The organism is Magnetococcus marinus MC-1, assembly GCF_000014865.1.
Taxonomy (GTDB): Bacteria; Pseudomonadota; Magnetococcia; order Magnetococcales; family Magnetococcaceae; genus Magnetococcus; species Magnetococcus marinus.
This window is the reverse complement of the sequence record NC_008576.1, coordinates 2,766,464-2,785,189: the sequence shown is the minus strand read 5'-3', so window position 1 is coordinate 2,785,189 and position 18,726 is coordinate 2,766,464. Positions and strand designations below refer to the sequence as shown.

General features: G+C 58.7%; 1 protein-coding gene (running past both ends of the window). It reads left to right on the top strand.

This entire window lies inside a single protein-coding gene on the top strand: locus MMC1_RS11255, encoding a hemolysin-type calcium-binding protein. The 45,738-nt coding sequence extends 14,110 nt beyond the window's left edge and 12,902 nt beyond its right edge, so the window shows coding positions 14,111-32,836 (codon 4,704, partial, through codon 10,946, partial); the first complete codon in view begins at position 3. Both codon boundaries (start and stop) fall beyond the window edges.

Genomic DNA, 18,726 nt, shown 5'->3' with positions numbered 1-18,726 from the left:
CCGACCTGCTGCTACGGGGCATCACCGCCGAGGGGCTGGATGCCCTGGGTAATGCTGGGGCCAAAACCAGCTATGTGAGCAGTGCCGATCAAACATGGCTCTATCTACAGAGCGATGGTTTGACCGTGCTGCAAAATGGGGATCAAGTGCGGGCCGATGATGGCCGCATCTACACCTGGGAGGGGGATGACGATGCCCAAGTTGATCTGGGCAGTGTCACTTATGCTGAGGATAACGATTGGTCAGAGGATGAGACCGATGCCCAGAGTGTGCGGGCCGGTTACACCGTGTTGGTGGATCCCCTGCACAGTTATGGCGGTTTGGTGGGACGGGTCTACCGCTTTGTGGGCGTGCCGGTAGACTATACCACCGAAGAGGGCAGCTATGCGGTGCAGCGCGGCGATGTGGTGCGGGTGGGCAGCAACCATGAAGATCAAGACCTGTTGGGCAACGTCTATATCTACAAGGGGGGTAATGCCACCCTGGATCTGGCCAGTGTCGATTTTACCAGCAGCGATTGGGAAGCGTCGGAGGTGGAAGAGGAGATCGACCTGTGGCGGGAAAACTATGCCGATACCAGCCGTTGGGAGTTGGCTACGGAGTTTGCCGACAGTGCCGTGGCCGACGCCCTTGAGCAGGCCTTGCGGGATGCCGGTATCGCCCTGCCCACCGCCGAGAAGGTCCGTCCTGCGGCCACCTACAGCAGTGTGGATGAACGCTACTGGGATATGAGCACCGACGATGGGGAGCAAGAACTCTCCACAGGCACCTTGGTATTGGATCTGCTGGGTAGTGGGGAAAATATCTACCGCTATCTGGGTGAGCAAGAGAGTCTGGATCTGAGTATCGAGGAGTTTTCCGATACGGAACTTTGGGAGCAGATGATCAACCAGTGGGACCACAGCGTAACCGACCCGGCGACGGCCCTGACAGCAGGTGCGCTGCTGAGTGCCGGTAGCAGTGATTATCCGGTGCTGCTTAGCTATGTGGGTGAAGAGGGTGCGGTCAACCTGTTAGAGAGCGACTTGGCCGACGATACCCTATGGCAACCGCTTACGGTACAGGCGCTGCCCTTGGTGGATGCGGTGACGGTGGAGGCCGATGGTTATCTGCGGGTAGATTTAGGCGACGCTCCCCAGTTCTACCACTATTTGGGTGGTGAAGCGGTCAGTGTGGATCTGGCCAGTTGGACCTCCATGGCGTTGGATGCCGAGCAGTGGGCGTTGCTGGATGGGGTGATGGATGTGCCGGTTGCGGAAGAGACCGAACTGGTTGTTGGGGCGTTGGTTGCCCATAAAAGTGCCACCGGTACCACGGTCTATCGCTATGAGGGCGAGGCTGGGGCTGTTGCCCTAATGGGTGCCGATTTTAGCGATGAGAGCCTGTGGACAGCCCTGGATGTGGGCACCCGCATGAGTAAAGGGCAGACGGTCAAGGTGGCCGATCAGCACATCAGCGGTGGGGTGGCCGGTCAGGCTTACCGCTACATTGGTAAAAATTATCTTCGCATGGATCTCTCCAAAGAGGACTATACCGACCAAAGCGTCTGGCAGGTGGTTAAGCCTGAGCTGACGGTGGCGGTGGTTAAAGAGGGTGAAGAGTGGAGCGTGCAGGATGCCTCCGGCAGTGCCTACACCCTTAGTTTGAGTGGTGACACGCTGGCGGTGAGCCGCAACAACATTACCGCTGTGGCGGTGGCCGCTTCGGCAGCCATTGGGGCTTCTGGCACCACGGGGGTGGCGGTCAGTGGTGCTGGGGCGGTATCGGTCAATAGCGTGCAGGGTCACACCGATGCCCTGCTTAATGACAGTATGGTCACCAGTGCGGGTGATCTCAATCTCTCTGCCCAGAGCACGGCCAAAATCTCGGCCACCATCGTGGCTGCCTCGTTGGCGGTTGGGGTGGGGGGAAGCACCGGGGTGGGGGTCTCTATTGGGGTCTCCGTGGCCCGTAACCTGATTGGTCAAGAGGGCTTTGGCTTTAAGGGTGACGATGCCATTGCCACCGTGCAGGCGAAGATATTGGATTCGGATGTGGTGGCCGCTGGGGCACTCCAGATGAACGCCCAGGCTGAGCAGAGCATCCACGCCTTTGTGCTGGCGGCCTCAGCCGGGATCGCGGTGGGGGGTAGCACCGGGGTAGGGGTAAGTGGCTCGGGGGTGTGGGCAGAAAACCAGATTGGCAACCAGGTGTTTGCCGGGGTGGGCAGCAGCGATACCACCCTCGCGCCCACCAGCCATTTGGAGATTGGCGGGGATGTGGTGGTGACCGCTCAGGACCGCTCCCGCATTAAAGCCTTTGCTGGGGCCGCTTCACTGGCGGTGGCCATTGGTGGTTCGACCGGAGTGGCTGTCTCCATTGGGGTCTCCTTGGCGCGGAACATTATTGATACCCAAGTGATGGCCGAGTTGACCGGGGCCGCATTGGTGGCGGCTGGTTCGGTGGCGCTGGAGGCAAACACCCAAGCCAGCATTAAAGTGACCGCTTGGGCGGCTTCGCTGGCGGCGGGCATTGGGGGTTCGGCGGGCATTGGGGTGAGTGGTGCGGGGGCCTCGGCCCTGAACGTGATCCTAGGTGATGCCAAGGCGGTGGTGGACCATAGCGATCTGGTGGTCGGCGGCGATGTGTCGGTGGTGGCGCTGTCGAAAAACCTGATCCACGCCTATATTCTCTCGGCCTCGGTCGGGGTTGGGGTTGGGGGTAGCGTCGGGGTTGGGGCCTCCATTGGTGTCTCCATGGCCCGTAACTATGTGGGCTATGATCCCACCGCCTACCAAGGGCAGGTTGACTACACCTCGGGTGTGGATCAACCAAGCCGTATTGTTAAGGGGGATGTGGTGCGCCTGGGGCCCAAGGCGGGCGGACGCGCCAATGAGGTTTATGAATATATTGGCGATGAAACGCTGGTGCAGGTGGACGCCGACGAAGATGAGGTGATGGAAAACCTGATCCTCAGCCAGGATTACAGCGATACCGAAAACTGGAAACAGTTGGTGAGCGTGGATGCTAACCAGATTATGGCGCTCATGAGCGGCTCCTCGCTGGTGGCGGCATCGGGCGGTGAGGTTGATCTCACCCTGTCGGCAGACAACCAACAGGCCATTGAGGCCACGGTATTTGCCGGTTCGGTCGCCTTCTCGGTAGGGGGTACGGTGGGGGTTGCCATCAGCGGTGCGGGGGCCAGTGCGGTAAACCGCGTGGGCACCACCACCCAGGCGATGTTGACCGATACCTCTGAAGCAGGGGTGGATATTCGTGGCGATGTGGTGATCCTAGCCAACGATCAAGCCAGCATTGATAGCACGGTGATGGCGGCCTCGGTGGCGGCCTCCTTTGGTACCTTTGGAGCCTCTGTCTCCATGGCCATCTCCGTGGCACACAACCATATCGACAATGTGGTTACGGCGCTGGTGGACCGCGCCGTGGTGCAGGCTGATGGGAATATCTCCATCCAAGCGTTGGATGATGCCGCCATTCACACCACCTCCACGGCGGTTTCGGTTGCCATTTCCGGCAGCATTGGTGGGGCGGTTGCCGGGGGTGGGGCCTTTGCGGTCAATACCATCGAGACCGTGGTGACAGCGGCCATTGATCGCAGTGGTGAGAGCCCCGTGGTGGGCAGCATCGGGGGTTGGACCGAAGTGCTCAGCAAAGGGGATCTGCTGGTCGCCGCCAAGAGCACCACCGCCATCGACAGCCAGGTGGTGGCGGCAGCGGCCAGCTTTGGTTTGGCCGCAGCCGCAGCGGCTGGCTCCATGGCGGCCAACGTGCTTGCCCCTGTGGTCCGTGCCTATGCCAATGAGGCAGAACTTAGCGCCGGACCCAATGGCGAAATTGAGATCTCCGCCATTGGTTTCCAGTCGGCCAATGCCACTGTGGCCTCCATCGCCGTGAGCAGTGGTATCTCGGTGGGCGTTGCCCTGGTGAAGAGTGTCGACAGTGGCCAGATCCTCGCCTATCTGGGGGATGATGTCACCGCCACGGCGGGTGCCCTGCGCATCCATACCGATGCCCATGATGAGATCTACCAAAAGACCATTGCCGCCAGTGGTGGTCTGTTTGCCGGTATTGCTGGTGCCTATGCCGATCTGAGCATCATTGGCCAGACCCTCACCAAGATTGGTGATCGTGCCTATCTGGATGTGGGTACTTTGGATATGCGTGCGAAAAGGACGCAAAATTTTGACTCCAAATCCCTTAACTTAGCGGTGGGGCTCTATGCCGGTAGTGGCGCTTATGCCACCAATGAAGTGACCGGTACCGCCAATGTGGTGATTGGTGAGGGGTCCGAGATCAATGCCAACACCATTATTATCTCCGCCAGCAATACCGCGTCTAAAGAGCATTATGCCTCTAAGGGGAATACCTTACGCTCCACCTCCGGCGGGCTTGGTAGTGTGGATGTGCTCGAATCGGTTGTGGATATTGGTAAGGGAGATCGAAAATTTGGCTCCAATGTCAGCATTGGTCAAGGCAGCGCCCTGACCGTCTCCACCGATGATGGCAGTGAAGGAATCTTTGAAATCACCACCTATGTGGATGTGAGTGCCGTCGACAAGGTGCGGGTGGATGGCGTGGCGGGCTTTAAGCTTACTGTGGCGGGTTCCAGCTTAAACAGCCATCTCCTGTCGGATATTACCGTTACCGGTGCCACCTTGCGCAACCTGAGCGGTGATCTGCTGCTCTCCACCAAGACCGATGCTTATGTCATCAGTGCCGCCAATGTCTTTACCCTGGCCTTTGTGGGCGGGGCGACGGGTATCTCCCACAATACCTTGATTACCGACAATACCATTCACCTGGACAATGCCTCCCTGAGCGGGCTGGATGTCAAACTCTATGCCGGTGAGAGTGCCGACCGGGTGAGTAACATTCTTTACGGTACTTCACAAGCCGATGTGACCACGGTCTCCCTGGCGGGGATCAGTGTGCCCGTGGTGGGGATGGTGATTAACGAAATCAACCAGGTGGTTCTGACGGGTGAAACCGCCGTCCGGGCGGTTGGAGATGTGGATCTGGTGGCCCAAGAGGGGGTCGGTGGTTCTGACCGGGCCTCGGTGGATGGCATGGTGATGAACATCGGGGGTATCCCCTATGCCATGACCGCCTCGGGTACGGCCCAAGTTAATAGCCATCATTGGGTGCATATCGGCGAGCAGGCCACAGTAGAGGCCGGGGTTAACTATCAGACCAAAATCCAGTTGTTACCCTATCTGGTGGATGGGGAGCGGCGTCTGGATATTGATCGCATCAACACCGATTTGACCGAAGAAGAGAAGGCCGCCTTGGGTCTGGATCCCGCCCAGCAGTATCACTATGCTGCGCTGGAGATGGAAGATGTGGCCATGGGGGTCAATGAAGGAACCATTGTGGAGGTGATTGCCGGTGCCATGGGTGATGGTCAAGCCGGTGGTTTCTACCGCTACACGCCAACGGAGATCTCTGAGGGTGATACCAGCCTTGTGTTGGAGAAAGAGGACTACACTGACACCAGCCGTTGGCAGTTGATAACCCCTGATATTCAATTAGATGGCAGTGAGGTTGAGCTTCAAGTCAGCATTGGACAGATGGTTCGCACCAGCGATGGTCGCTGGTATCAACTGAGCGATCTCAGTGCATCTTTGACCGCCGCCAGTGAAGAGTTTGGGGATGGTTGGATCGAGATGGAGTTGATCCAGAGCGATATGGGGCTGAAATTTGCCTTGTCGTTGAGTGATGATTTCTATCTGGTTAAGCCCAAATCCATTGATCTACCCCAGTTGGTCTATGCCAATGTGGCCAACCAGCTGTTGGAAGATCGCAGCAAAATCATGGGCTGGATGGCCAGTCATGCGGGTAATGCCCAAGCCATTGCCCGCTATCAAGCGTTGGTGGAGGCTATTGACCTAAAACTGGAAAAAATGGGGCTGACCGAAACCGACAGCGAGAGTGGAACGGTGGCCCCCCGTGGGGCATTTGACCAACTCTTTTTGCGCATGCCGACCATCACCGCATCGGGCGGTGGGGTCTACATTACCACCAATGATGCCTCGGGCGTTGGCATCCAGAGTGCCTATAATGATGGGCGACTGGTGGCCCATGGCGATGCAGATGTGGAGATCCACAACGCCACCCCCTTTGGCCTAGAGATCAATGACATCCAAATTCTGAGCGGCGGTCGGGTGGATGTGGTGAATGGTGCGTTGGTGACGTTGGGTGCCGGTACCACCTACCTAAACGGTATTGCACTGGGGCAGGCCTCCGACGGGGGTAATAGTCAGATCACCATTACCCAGGATGCCTATCCAGCGGAGTATTATGATCTGGGTCAGGTGCAAATTCCTGACGCCCCGCAAGATCTCTATGTGCGCGGGCAGATTATTAACGAAGATGGCGCACTGACCATACGCAATGCCGAGGGCAGCATTAATGTCACCGGCGAGGTGCGTGCGGGGACCTTAACCCTATCGGCGGCGGGTGATTTTAACCTCTCCACCGATGATTGGTACCATGCTGGCGGGGATCCTCGCCAGTTGGTGGACTTTAATGCCAGCTTTGGTGTGCCGTTGGCCAATACCAGCAGCGGTGGGGCCTATGTCGAACAGGGTTATCTTACCGGTGATGCCCGTCTGGATGCGCTGCTCAATGCCATTGAAAACCCCGCCACCCCCTCACATGTGTTTGCCATGGGGGCGATTAATATCAATGCCAACTACCTGAATATCAATGGTCTGATCCAGAGCGGTGTCGAGAACATTGACCTGACCTTTGACGAAAGCTTTAACCCCAGCCAGTCGGTGAACTTTACCGATGATGCCGGTCAGTTGCAGCAGGGTATTCAGTTTGGTGCCGATGGTCTGCAAACGGTGGATGGTTTCTTTGACTTTGATAAAAAGACCATCGTGTTGGACGCCATTAAACCCGAAGCCGGGGCGATTAACATTACCGGTACGGTGGTAAGCACCGGTAATGGGCGTCTGTTGGTGGCCAGTGGGTATGCTTCGGTCAATATCACCAATCTGACCGATTTTGATCTGGCGCTGGATGCCATTGATGTTTCGGAAAATCGTGTTGGTACCATCACCATTACCGATGCCGCTTCACTGCGCCGTGAACAATTTACCATCGCCGATGGGCTGTTTGAACGGGTGGTAAGCCAGGGTAGCTTGGTGGTTGAAGAGGGTGGCATTAGCACCATTACCTATACCCAACTCTCTAGCGAGCAGGGTTTGTCGGGTGAGGATCTCTACTATCAGCCAGAAGAGGGACGTTACTACGTCTGGACCGAAGGTCAGGCCAAAACCAAGACTGTGGTTGAGGTGTATAAGAAGAAAAGCTTTAACCTGATTGGGGTGGATTGGGACTGGATGGCCGCCGATACCAAGGCAACCAGTACCAAAACCAACTATACCGATGGCGAGCCGTTGCTGGAATCGGAATTGGTGGTGGGTATTGACGAACTGGGCTTTGACCCCGAGGTGATGCTCTATACCAATTATGAGGTTATGGCCAACCCCTCGGTGGGGTTGATCAACAACATCTCCCTGGTGCGGGATGTTCAAAGCAACATCCTCTACCGTTTTGTGGGCGAGAGTGGGGATTACGCTTTTCCCCTAACCGATTTTAGCAATACCGAACAGTGGGTTGTGGAAGCCAACCTGATTGGTGGTCAGCCCTTCTATGTCGGTACCCCAGAGAGCGTGGCCGCTCATCCTCTGCAACCCTGGTTGTGGGAGATCGAAAGTACCCAGATTAAAGCGACCAAAAAAAATGCCATCTACTACCCAAGCGGTATTAAGTGGGCGCCTTCCAAAGCGGCAAACACCTTTGAAAGTGATTTTGATAACCGTGAAGTCACCACCAAAGGGCCCACCACCACCGGGGGTGGTTGGCTGCGTAAAAAGACCGTTACCACGGTGGTGACCACCTCTACGGGTCTGAAAGATTTCTACACCTACGCCCTGCGGGCCGATGCACCCATCGCCATTGAGGCTTTAACAGGTTCGGCCAAACCCACCGTGAATATTGTCAATGACAATAGTGCCTTGTTATTACGGGGGAGTCTCGCTTTTGCGGAGATTGACGATGCCGATGAGGATGAGTCCGTTGTGCAGCCGGTCAAGCTCTCTTCAAACGCTTTGACCATCGCGGGCAATGTGGTCTTTTCTGGGCGTCTGCCGGAGCTTTACGCCAACAGTGATGTCACCATCACCATCAAGGATGCCCGTGGCAAACTGGCGGTGGTGGCCGATGGGGATGTGGTGGTGCACCAATTGGCCGGACGTGAGGCCAACGCCCTTAAAATACGCGGAATTTCAGCAGTAGGCGATGTCACCATTGATGCGGTGGATAGCATCATCACCGATGGTCTGGGCATGATACAGGGCCAGCAGGTGCAACTCTACAGCGCCACCGGTCTGATTATTGGTAATGTGGACAGTGAAGGTCTGGCCGCCCATGCCGAGGGCAGTGTCACCCTGGTGGAGATCAATGGGGATATGAACCTCATAACCCCCACCATGGAGGGCATGAGTGCCTCCATTGAGTCGGTGACGGCGGATGTCAACCTAGAGGCCAAATCCGGTTCTATTCTGGATGCTGCCCAGGAGCGTTACACCCCAGACAGCCAGCGGGTTTTGTCCCAATTGGAAGAGGCGGGTTTTTCGGATAGCGCTTTGGCGGCGGCGGGTTTGGGTAGCTCAGCCGAACTGATGGCACAGGCCAGCTATACCATGTCACCGGATTTGGTGCGGGAAATCCTGCCCCATAATGAGGTGTTGGGGCAGGGCGAGGTGGCCACTACCGAACGGATCAATATCAAAGGGCGTAACATCACCTTGGTGGCCGACGATGGCGCGGATGACTCCCTGGGCAATGCCAGCGAGCAGGTGAGCATTGTGAATCCTGCGGCGTTTAGCAGCCTGTCGGTTGAACAGCAAAAGTTGCTCTCTCAGGCTTCGGCTGAGGATGTGGTGGACCGTCGCTATCAGGTCTATGAATATCTGGGCGAGTCAACCAGTTACGATTTGTCGTTAGAGAGCGCTTTTGGCAACAGTGGTTTATGGCGGGCGGTCAGTTTGGGTGAGCAGACCGACCAGCCTGTGTTGGCCACCACCGATGGCCTAAGCCGTGTGCATAGCGGGCAGTGGGTGGAAAATCGGCGGGAACTGCTGTCGGTGACCATCCAATTGGCGGACGATCTCAACCTAAGTGCCAGCGGCACCGTGACCGCTCAAGCCGGTGGCCATGTGGTATTGAGCAGCGATGGGGATCTGATTGTCAGTGACGATAGCCAGAGCGCCCTGACCTTGGGTGGCATTGTGGCAGGTGGCCAGTTGCATCTGGATGCGGCGGGGGGGATCTCCACCACCGGCAGCGCTACCCAGGCCCGTCTGGTGAGTGGAGAGTCCATGTGGCTGCGGGCTCAGGGTGTGACCGGCAACTTGGGGGGTGAGGTACGTGGGGCTTTGACCGATTCTGCCCTGATAATAGATATGCAGGATGGCAGCGCCAGCTTGACGGTTTCTGCCTTGGGCGACATTTGGTTGCAGGATGAGAGTGGGGATCTAACCCTCGCCCAGATCCATGCCCAGCAGGGTGATGTTTTTGTACAAGCGGTGCAGGGCAGTCTGTTTGCCAGCGGTGATGATGGGGTCCATGTGCAGGGCCAGCGGGTGGTGTTACAGGCCGGGGATGCCGGGGTGAGTGCCACCGGTCTACGCCTGATCGGTATGCCAGAGCAAAGCTTGCGTTTAGAGGCCGATGTGTTGCAGGCGCAAACCTTTAGTGGCTACCCCTCGTTGATCAATATTGATGCGGTGGGTGATCTAACGGTAGAGAGCCTAACCGTACAGGATAGTGCCCAGGTGCGGGTGCATGCCCAGGGCGACCTTACCCTAGAGGGTGGGCTGGAGTTGGCCTCCTCGGCCAGTGGTTTCATTGATCTGGCGGCAGAGGGTGGCACGCTAACCTTGCAGCAGGCCATCCTAGCGGGCTTGGGTGAGATGCACCTGAGTGCGGGTTTAGACCTGATCCAAGGGGCCACTGTTTGGAACATGGGTGGGGTTAGCACGGTGCAGGCAGGCCGTGACTTTATTCAACAGAGTGGTGTAGCACTCCAAACCCAGGCGGCTGGGGATGGGGTGGATGGTAGCTTGAGCGTCACCGTGGGGCAAGATCTGTGGTTGGCATTGCTGGATGCCGACACAGCCACCCTGACCCTGACGGTTGGGGGTTCGGTGCAGGAGCTGATCGAGGATGCCGAGGCTGACTTGGTGGCAGGTCAGTTGGTGTTGCAAGCCGGGGGTATGGTGGGCCGCAGTGGCCGTTATGGCAACCTGCTAGAGAGTCAGGTTGCAACCCTTAGCCTTACCGCAAGCCAGACGGTAGCGCTGGATAACCTAGTGGCTTTACAGATTGATCACCTCTTGCTCCACGAGGGGAGTGAGGCTTCGGTGGTGGTACGCAGCGGCGGGGATCTTACCCTGGCTGGTGGTGTGACCCTGGAAGGGTCGGCCAATTTGTTGTTGGATGCGGCGGGTGCCTTGACGGTAGAGGGGCAGCAGGTACAGAGCCAGGGTGGCGATCTTACCCTGCTGGCGGTGGGTCATCTCTCCCTGCTGGGGGCGGCGACCCTGCTGAGCGAGGGGGGGGATCTCTTCTTGCAGGCCGCGACGGGCAATCTAACCATGGAAGAGCAGGCGTTGTTGGATAGCCTAGGCGGTCAGGTACGGTTAGAGGCTGGCTTGCAGCTCCAGTTGGGGCAGATCGAGGCGCGTGGTGAGGTGGATGGCGCACGGGTGGCGCTGGAGAGTGGTTCGGCTACCTCGTTGATCGCAGGTGGAGCCATTGTCAGCGCCCTCGCCAGTGACAGCACAGCCCTGAACGTAGCGGCTGGTACACTGCGCATGGTCGCCGGTAGTGGCATCGGCGGTAGCGGTGTCGAGGAGGCCCTTAAAACCTCGGTATTGCTGGTAAGTGGTCAAACCACCAGCGGTGATGTGCGTCTGGTGAACGACCGCGCCCTGACGGTGGGGCCGTTGGCGGATCTGGCGGTGCGGCAGGTGGTGCAGAGTGGTCATACCGCGACGCTGTGGGATAAAGGTATCTCCGGTCTTGCCAGTGGGGCGGCTGGGGCGATTGCGGTGCAGGCATACGGCAGCATGACCGTGGAGAGCGATCCCGGTCTGGATGGTGGTGTCGCGTTGCGGGCCGGTAGCGGTGGGTTGAGTCTGACGGCCCTAGGGAGTGCCGCAGATCTGTTGATCCGGGCCGATATGGTCAGTGGCGGTGCGGTGGTCTTGAGTGCCACCGGCGCGGTGGAGATCAGCGGCATTGTGGCGGGGGGGTACGCCAGCCACATGCTGGACCAAAACAGCGCATTGGCGGCAGGTTCACAGGTGAGCATCACCGCCGCAGGGGGTAATGTGAGCCTCTCCTCCTGGTTGGGCCAACGGAGCGATCCGGTGATTGTGGCGCAGCAGTTGGAGATCCGTGCGACGGGCTCCATCGCGGCCATGGATATTGCGGTGCATACCCTGTCGGCTTTGGCTGGGGCGGGCGATTTAAGCTTTACCGATCGGGATGGCTTTGGTGGGGCGATGGATGGCTTGCTGCTCAGTCAGGTGCAGTCGGCGGGCAACCTGAGCATCGTGTCCCAAGGAGATATGACGGTTAATCAGGCCCGTGGTGATGGCGCGGGTACGGTCACGCTGGAGTCGGGCGGCAACCTAACCCTTTCTCTAACCGATGCCTTGGCCCAGTTGGGGGCGCAGGCAGGTAGTGAGCTCACCTTGGTAGCGGCGGGTGTGATAAGTAGTGGCCGTCTGTTTACCGGCAGTTCTCGCACCAGTTATCGCGCCGGTGGACCCCTGCGGGTAGGGGCTGCCGATAGTTTCGCCGCCGAGGCGGCTTATATCGCCTACGATGGCGGTAGTGTGGAGAGTGAAAATCTGTGGTTGGGCAGTGAAACAACCCTGAGTCTCTCTCAAGCGCTGCCCTTAGCCAGCGTGGCAACCACCCTGCACGCGGTGGATGGGGTGTTGGTGGTGCAGGCGGGGCAGGATCAAATTGATGCAAATCTGGTAACGGTGGATGCTCCGGTGGTCACGCTGACCACCGCTGCGGAGCTGTTGGCCGGTCACGATAGCCTGCCCACGCAAGCTTATTTGGTGACGCCCGATTATGCCAATGATGGCAGTTTGACCCTGACAGTAACCGGCGACTTTATTCTGGATAGCCGCTGGTTGAATCTGGAGAGCGGCTTTACGCAATGGTGGAGCGATGCCGCTCTGCCCGCTGTGACCATTCAAGCCACGGGCAATATTGTGGTTAAAGGGGTCACACTGCTGCCCAACCAGTTGGATCTGCAAGCGGGTGGCTCGGTGACGGTGGCGTTGGATGCCAGCAGCCAACTGGGCAGCCTTGCGGTAACAGCGGGCGCGGATATTCGCATTGAAAATCAGGGTAGTGCAACGCTGGATCTGACCGGTTTGGCGGCGGGCAGTGTGGGTGTGGCGGGGGAAATTACGGTGCGTAGCATGGGGGCCGTAACCCTGTCGGGCGATCTGGATAGCCATGGTGGCGGGGCGTTGATTGAAGCCGCAGGCGGGGTGTTGACCCTGGCCGCTGGGGTATCCGCTGGGGCATTGACCCTGGAGGCGTTAGCGGGCATCCAAACCCAGGTTGGCGCAGGGGTAAGTGCGGAGTCTCTGACCCTGCATGTGGCCAACGGGGATGTGGGCAGTGCAAGCAGCGCCTTCGAGGTGGATTTGGCGGCGGATGGGGCGGGCCTTGCCGGTTTTGTGGGGGGCGATCTCTACCTGAGTGAGCAGGTGGGAGATCTGCGTCTTAACCGCATGCGTGCCACCGGTCAGGCAACGCTTGCCACCCTGGATGGGGCTATCTTGGGGGTTGCTCAGGGGGGCTTTGCCGATCTGGCCGCCGATCAAATCTTCTTGCGCGCCCAGGGCAGTCATGCCGGTGTTGGCGCAGTGGCCGCGGGGGCGGGTTTGACCGCCGATGCCCTGCTGTTACAGAGCCAAGCCTTGCAGGTCGAGAGTGCGGCGGGTGCCATTGTGGTGCACAACCAGGGCGATTTGCAGTTGCTAGATCTGGATGTTCAATCCGCTGATCCGGCGCTGTTGCTTAACGGCGCTGGGGATGTGCGCATCACCACTGTGGGCGACCTTATCTTGAGTGGAACCCTACAGGCTGCTGGTGGCGCGGTATCCCTACTGGCGGGGGGATCGTTGATCCAGCAGGGCTCGCTGGTGAGTGGGGATGGCTCGGTGGAGCTGATAACCAGCCGGGGCAGCATTACCCAGCAGCAGGATGCGCTGATTAATAGCGGCCTGGGGGATCTCTGGGTGCAGGCCAACGATGGGGTGGTGGTGAGCCAGATTCAGTCCCAGGGTAATGTGGCGGTGGTGGCCCAGCGTGGTTCGATCCTCAACGGGGCCAGCGCTGGGGTTGCCATCAGCGCCACCGGCTTGTGGCTGCAAGCGGGTGAGGCCATTGGTGTGGATGTGGCTGAGGGGGGCGTGGGCGAAGCGAGCGCAACCCTAAAGGCGCTGGATCTTGCGGTTGACCAATTGGCCAGCCAAAGCCAGGGCCGGATGGTGCTGGTTGAAAACGACCATGTAACGGTGGGTGAGGTATCGGTTGCGGTGGCGCGGGCCGCTGCCTTTGACAGCCAAAGCCAGAGTGCTGGCAGCGGCATGGTCACGCTGGATGGCGGGGCGATCCAACTTTCTGCCGGTAGTGGCAGTGTGACGGCGGTGATCCGCGTTGAACACGGGGCGCGGGTGGCGGCATTGGCCGGGGGGGATCTATTGCTCACAGCCTCGCAGGCGGTGCAGTTGGTAAATGAGGATGTCGAGGCCCTGGATGTCGCGGCGGTATTGGTGGGGCAGGATGCCCTGGTGATTACGGCGGCGCAAGGGTTGCAGAGTGTGGATGGCAGCGGTGCCGAAGCGGCGGCGGTGTTTGGGCGTAGTGCCGCTGGGGTGATCACCATTGTGGGGGATCAAACCCTTGGTGCAAGCCAGACCCTTGCCCTCTCCCTGTATGGGGATGGGCAGAGTGACCGGTTGCAGGTCAGTGGTTATTTAAATCTGGATGGCAACCTCTCCATAGCCCCTCAGCAAGGGTATGTGCCCGAGTTGGGTGCGCAGTTTGGGTTGATTGAAGCAGGCACCTTGCAAGGTATGTTTAATGCTGCGCAAGGGCTGTTTGGGTATGACGATGGCACTACGGTGCTGGATATAAGCCAGGATGGTCAAACTTTGGCGTTGCAGGTGGTGCCTCGGGTGGCCGCCGACGAGCTGGCCATTGAAACCCATAGCCAAGCCGATGCCGATGCCTTCGGTATGTTCCACAATGCGCACTATTTCGGGAGCGAACGCAGTTATGCGGTGGGCATGACCCTGCGGGCCAGCGACTTCTTTACGGTGGATGGCCGTTTCTTGCTCTCCAACGCGCTACAGACCATTACCCTCTCTGGGGATGATGGCGAAGGCACGGCCCAGGTGCGCCGTTTCCTCATCGGCGGGGAGAATCTTAATGGCTTTGTGGGCTTTAATGGCCCCTACCGGGAAGACCGCGACCATGATGGGGATCTGGAGGATGAGAGCCCCAATGCCAGCGCGGCTGGGTTTGAGCTCAGCGGTGTGGAGGTGGCCTTTGCCCTCTATCTGGAAGAAGATCCCAGCAGCGCCGGGCGCTCTTGGGTAAGCACCACCGCCTTGGCCCAATCGGTGACGGAGGTTGGTTTGCCGGTGGTGGAATTTAGTGTCGAGCAGATGGCGGTGGATCTGAACCTAGGCAGCGATGGCAGCGTGGTCAACTATATTGCCGCGCCATTGGATGTGGTGATCAATGCGCAGGGCGACACCCTGACCCTGGCTCATAATGGGGCCTCGGGTAGGCTGGTGCGGGCATCAGGTTATGTCTCGCTGGAGGTGGATGCGTTCTTCCACCTGTCGGGTTCGTTGGGTTTTGAAAAATCTACCCGTGAAGTGGTGCTGGCCGATGGTACCACGGTCAATATGGATACCATCACCGTGGGGGGTGAGGGGCTCTATGCCTTTGCCGGGATTGATGGCCCTTACTGGCAGGATAGCAATCAGGACGGGGTGATTGACGCCCAGGATCAACCCATGGCGCATGGTTTAGGCTTGGCCATGGAGGATGTCAACTTTGGCATGGCGTTGATGAACAGCGGCACCAGCCAGAGCGATCTGGAGGGGGTCACTTGGACCTCGTTGCATGCCGATGCAGGCAGTGTGGCGGTGGTGGGTATCCACGACATTACCCTCGCGGCGCGGGATCTGTCGGTGGATATTAACTTGGTCAGTGGGGTGGATACGCGTTTTGACGCGGAGACCCTGGTGGTGGATTACAGCGACCCCGAGCGGGCACCGTTTGAGATTGTGACCGGCACCGGCCATAGCATGCGTCTGGGCATAGATGGGGCCAAGGGTCAGTTGGTGCGGGCCAGTGGCGATATTGAGCTGAAGGCAGGGGCGTTTTTGGAGCTGTCAGGCTCGGTTGGGTTTGAGCGGCGCTTGCAGCAGGTCACACTCTCGGATGGGCAGGTGGTGGAGACCGCTCTGCTCAGTGTTGGCGGTGAGAACCTGAGCGGTTTTGCCGGTATTGGTCCCTATGGCAGCGATGTCAACCAAGATGGCTTGCTGAGCGAGGATGAACTTAATCCCGATGCCCGTGGTTTTGGCTTGCAGGATGTCGATTTTGGCTTGGGGATCTTCTCGGCCCGTGATGCCGCCTATAGCGGCACACAGTGGACCGCCATGACCGCCAGTGTGGGCCGCGTGGATCTGCTGGGTCTTCCGGAGGATTTAACCCTGGATATCCACGATCTCGGGGTGGATTACAATGGGGTTGAGGGGCAGTTCCTGGATAGTCAGAGCCAGAGCCTGATGGATAGCCCGGTTATCGACTTTGCCAGTCATATGGTGGATGGGCAAGCGGTTACCCAGTCGGTTACGCTGGTGACGGGTACCGGCAAGCGCATGGATCTTAGCCACGATGGTAGCCGGGGTGAGATGTTGCGTCTCTCCGGTGGCATGGATCTAAGCGTGGGTGGATTTTTACATGTGGGTGGCACCATCTCGGTTGAAAAAGCCAACCAGATGGTCACCTTGGCCGATAGCAGCCAACGACAAACCCAGGTATTGACCATTGGTGGTACCAATCTAAACGCCTTTGTGGGGGTTAATGGGCCCTACCGCAGTGACAGCAATGGGGATGGTCTGGTCAATAGCGAGGATGCCATCAATCCAGCGGCCATGGGGTTGACCGCTTCGGGCTTAACGTTTGGTATGGGGCTATTCTATGAAGAGGGTGGCCGTCAGTGGAGCGCCCTGCAAGCCACGGCAGAAGAAGCTGCCCTGGTGGGTGTGCCCCAAGTGACCGCCACGGCCAGCGATTTAATGGTCAATATCAACCAAGTGAGGGGTGTCGACCAAGCCTTGGCGGACGAACAGGTGATCGACTTTGCCGCACAGCCCTTCCAAGTGGCGACGGGTTATACCACCAGCATGAACTTGGATATGGCGGGGGATAAGGGGCAGCTATTGCAGGCTGCGGGTCACTTTGATCTCTCCGTTGCGGGTTTTGTGCAGGCACAAGGCAGTATTGGTTTTGAAAAATCCAGCCAGAGCGTCACCTTGGCCGATGGACAACAGCTCGATGTGGATGCCTTGACCCTAGGTGGTACCGGTTTAAACCTGTTTGCTGGGGTGGGCGGTCCCTACTTTGTGGACAGCAACCTGGATGGCGTGGTGGATGAGACCGATACCCGGAATGCCCATGCCACCGGTTTTGTGATGGACAATGCCGAGTTTGCCTTGGCCCTGCTCTCGACCCCTGCCCAGAGTACCAAACTGGCGGGTGTACAGTGGTTGGGGCTAGAGGCCAGTGCCGCTGAGGTCGCCTTTGTTGGGGTGCCAGAGCTTACCCTGTCGGCGCAAAATATTGAGGTCTCAGTCAATCAGGTCTTTGGTCTGGATGTGGGTGTGGAGAGCGCCAGCAAGGTGGTGGACTTTGCCCATTCGCCCATGGAGATCCTGACCGGCAGCGGTAGCAGCCGCAGCTTAGATGTCAGCGGAGATAAAGGGCAACTCATTGGTGCAACGGCGGATGTGACCCTGAGCGTGGGGGATTTCTTCTACACCAGCGGTTCGTTGGGCTTTGAAAAATCCACCCAATTCCTGGTATTGAGCGACGGCCATGTGGTGCAGCATGATCTGCTCACCATTGGCGGGGCCAATCTACAAGCTTTTGCGGGCATCAACGGTGGGGCGTTGGTCGATAGCAATCACGATAACATGATTACCATCGAGGATAGCCCTGGTGAGGATGCGGTGGGTTTCTCCTTGGCCGAGGTGGATTTTGCCTTGGTGGTGGCCAGCCAAACCGATGCAGCCGTAACCCGAGTTGCCCTTGAAGCCCAGGTTGGGGCGGCCCGTTTTGTGGGGCTGGATGCCATTACACTGGGGGTGAGTGACCTGTCGGTAGCGGTCAATCTGGTTGGGCAGGGGGATGATCGGGTTATGGATTTTGCCCGTCACAGCTTGAATGTCGCCACCGGTACCGGTAGCAGCTATAACCTCTCGCTGGATGGCAGCTTGGGCGAATCCCTGAGCGTGGCTGGGCAGCTGAGCCTAGGCTTGGATGACTATCTCTATTTGGATGGTGAGGCCGCCTTTGAAAAACGCCAAGAGAGCGTGACCCTGGCCGATGGTAGCACGGTCATGGTGGATACCCTGACCCTAGGAGCCAGCGATCTGGATGGCTTTGTGGGCACCGGTGGTCCCTACCGGGTAGAGGGTGAGGTGCTGAACGCTGATGCCGCAGGCTTCTCACTCAGCGGGGTTGGGGTGGCCATGGGGCTGTTCCAGGCCCGTAGCAATCAGCTGGATGCCCAGCAGAACGCTTTGGATGGGGTGCAGTGGCTCGCCCTTTCGGCCCAGGCGGGCGCGTTAGAGGTGGTGAATCTGCCCCTGGATATGCGCATCAGCGATCTGACTGTGGATCTTAACCGCGTCTATGGGCTGAGCAGTACCCTGGATAACAACAGCCATGTGCTCGATTTTACCACCCCTTATACGGTGCGTACCGGTAGCAGCAGTGCCCAGGATCTCACCTTTGCCGGTGAGCTGGGTGAGTTGTTGCGGGTCGAGGGGCAGGTCCACGCCAGCTTTGATTCACTGTTTAGCATTGATGGTCGGGTGGGTTTTGCGCAGAGTCATGAGACCCTCACCCTGTCGGATGCCACTCAGGTATCGGCCAATTTGCTGACCTTGGCAGGTAATGATGTCACCGCCAGCATGGGGGTGAATGGTCTGGGGGTCGCCATTACCGGGTTGGACTTCGGCATGGTGCTGGCCGCCTCCGCCGAGCAGGGGGATGGCCGCGCGTGGTTGACCCTGCAAGGCATGGCCGACAGCTTGGCGGTGACGGGGATGGATCGTTACGGCGTGGTGATGGCCGGTAGTGATCTGCAACTGGCGCTAAACCAGGGTTGGGGGCAGAGTGCCACTGGGGCTGCCAATCATGCGGTGATTGATTGGTTGGCAACGGGTGTGCGCAGCGTCTCCGCTGGGGGGCAGAGCTTTACCCTGGAGGCTGACTCCGAACGGTGGCTGATTGCCGGTACCTTTGATCTGGGTATTGAGGATCTCTTCTCGGCCAGCGGCTCGATGCAGCTTTCGCAACAGAGCATGG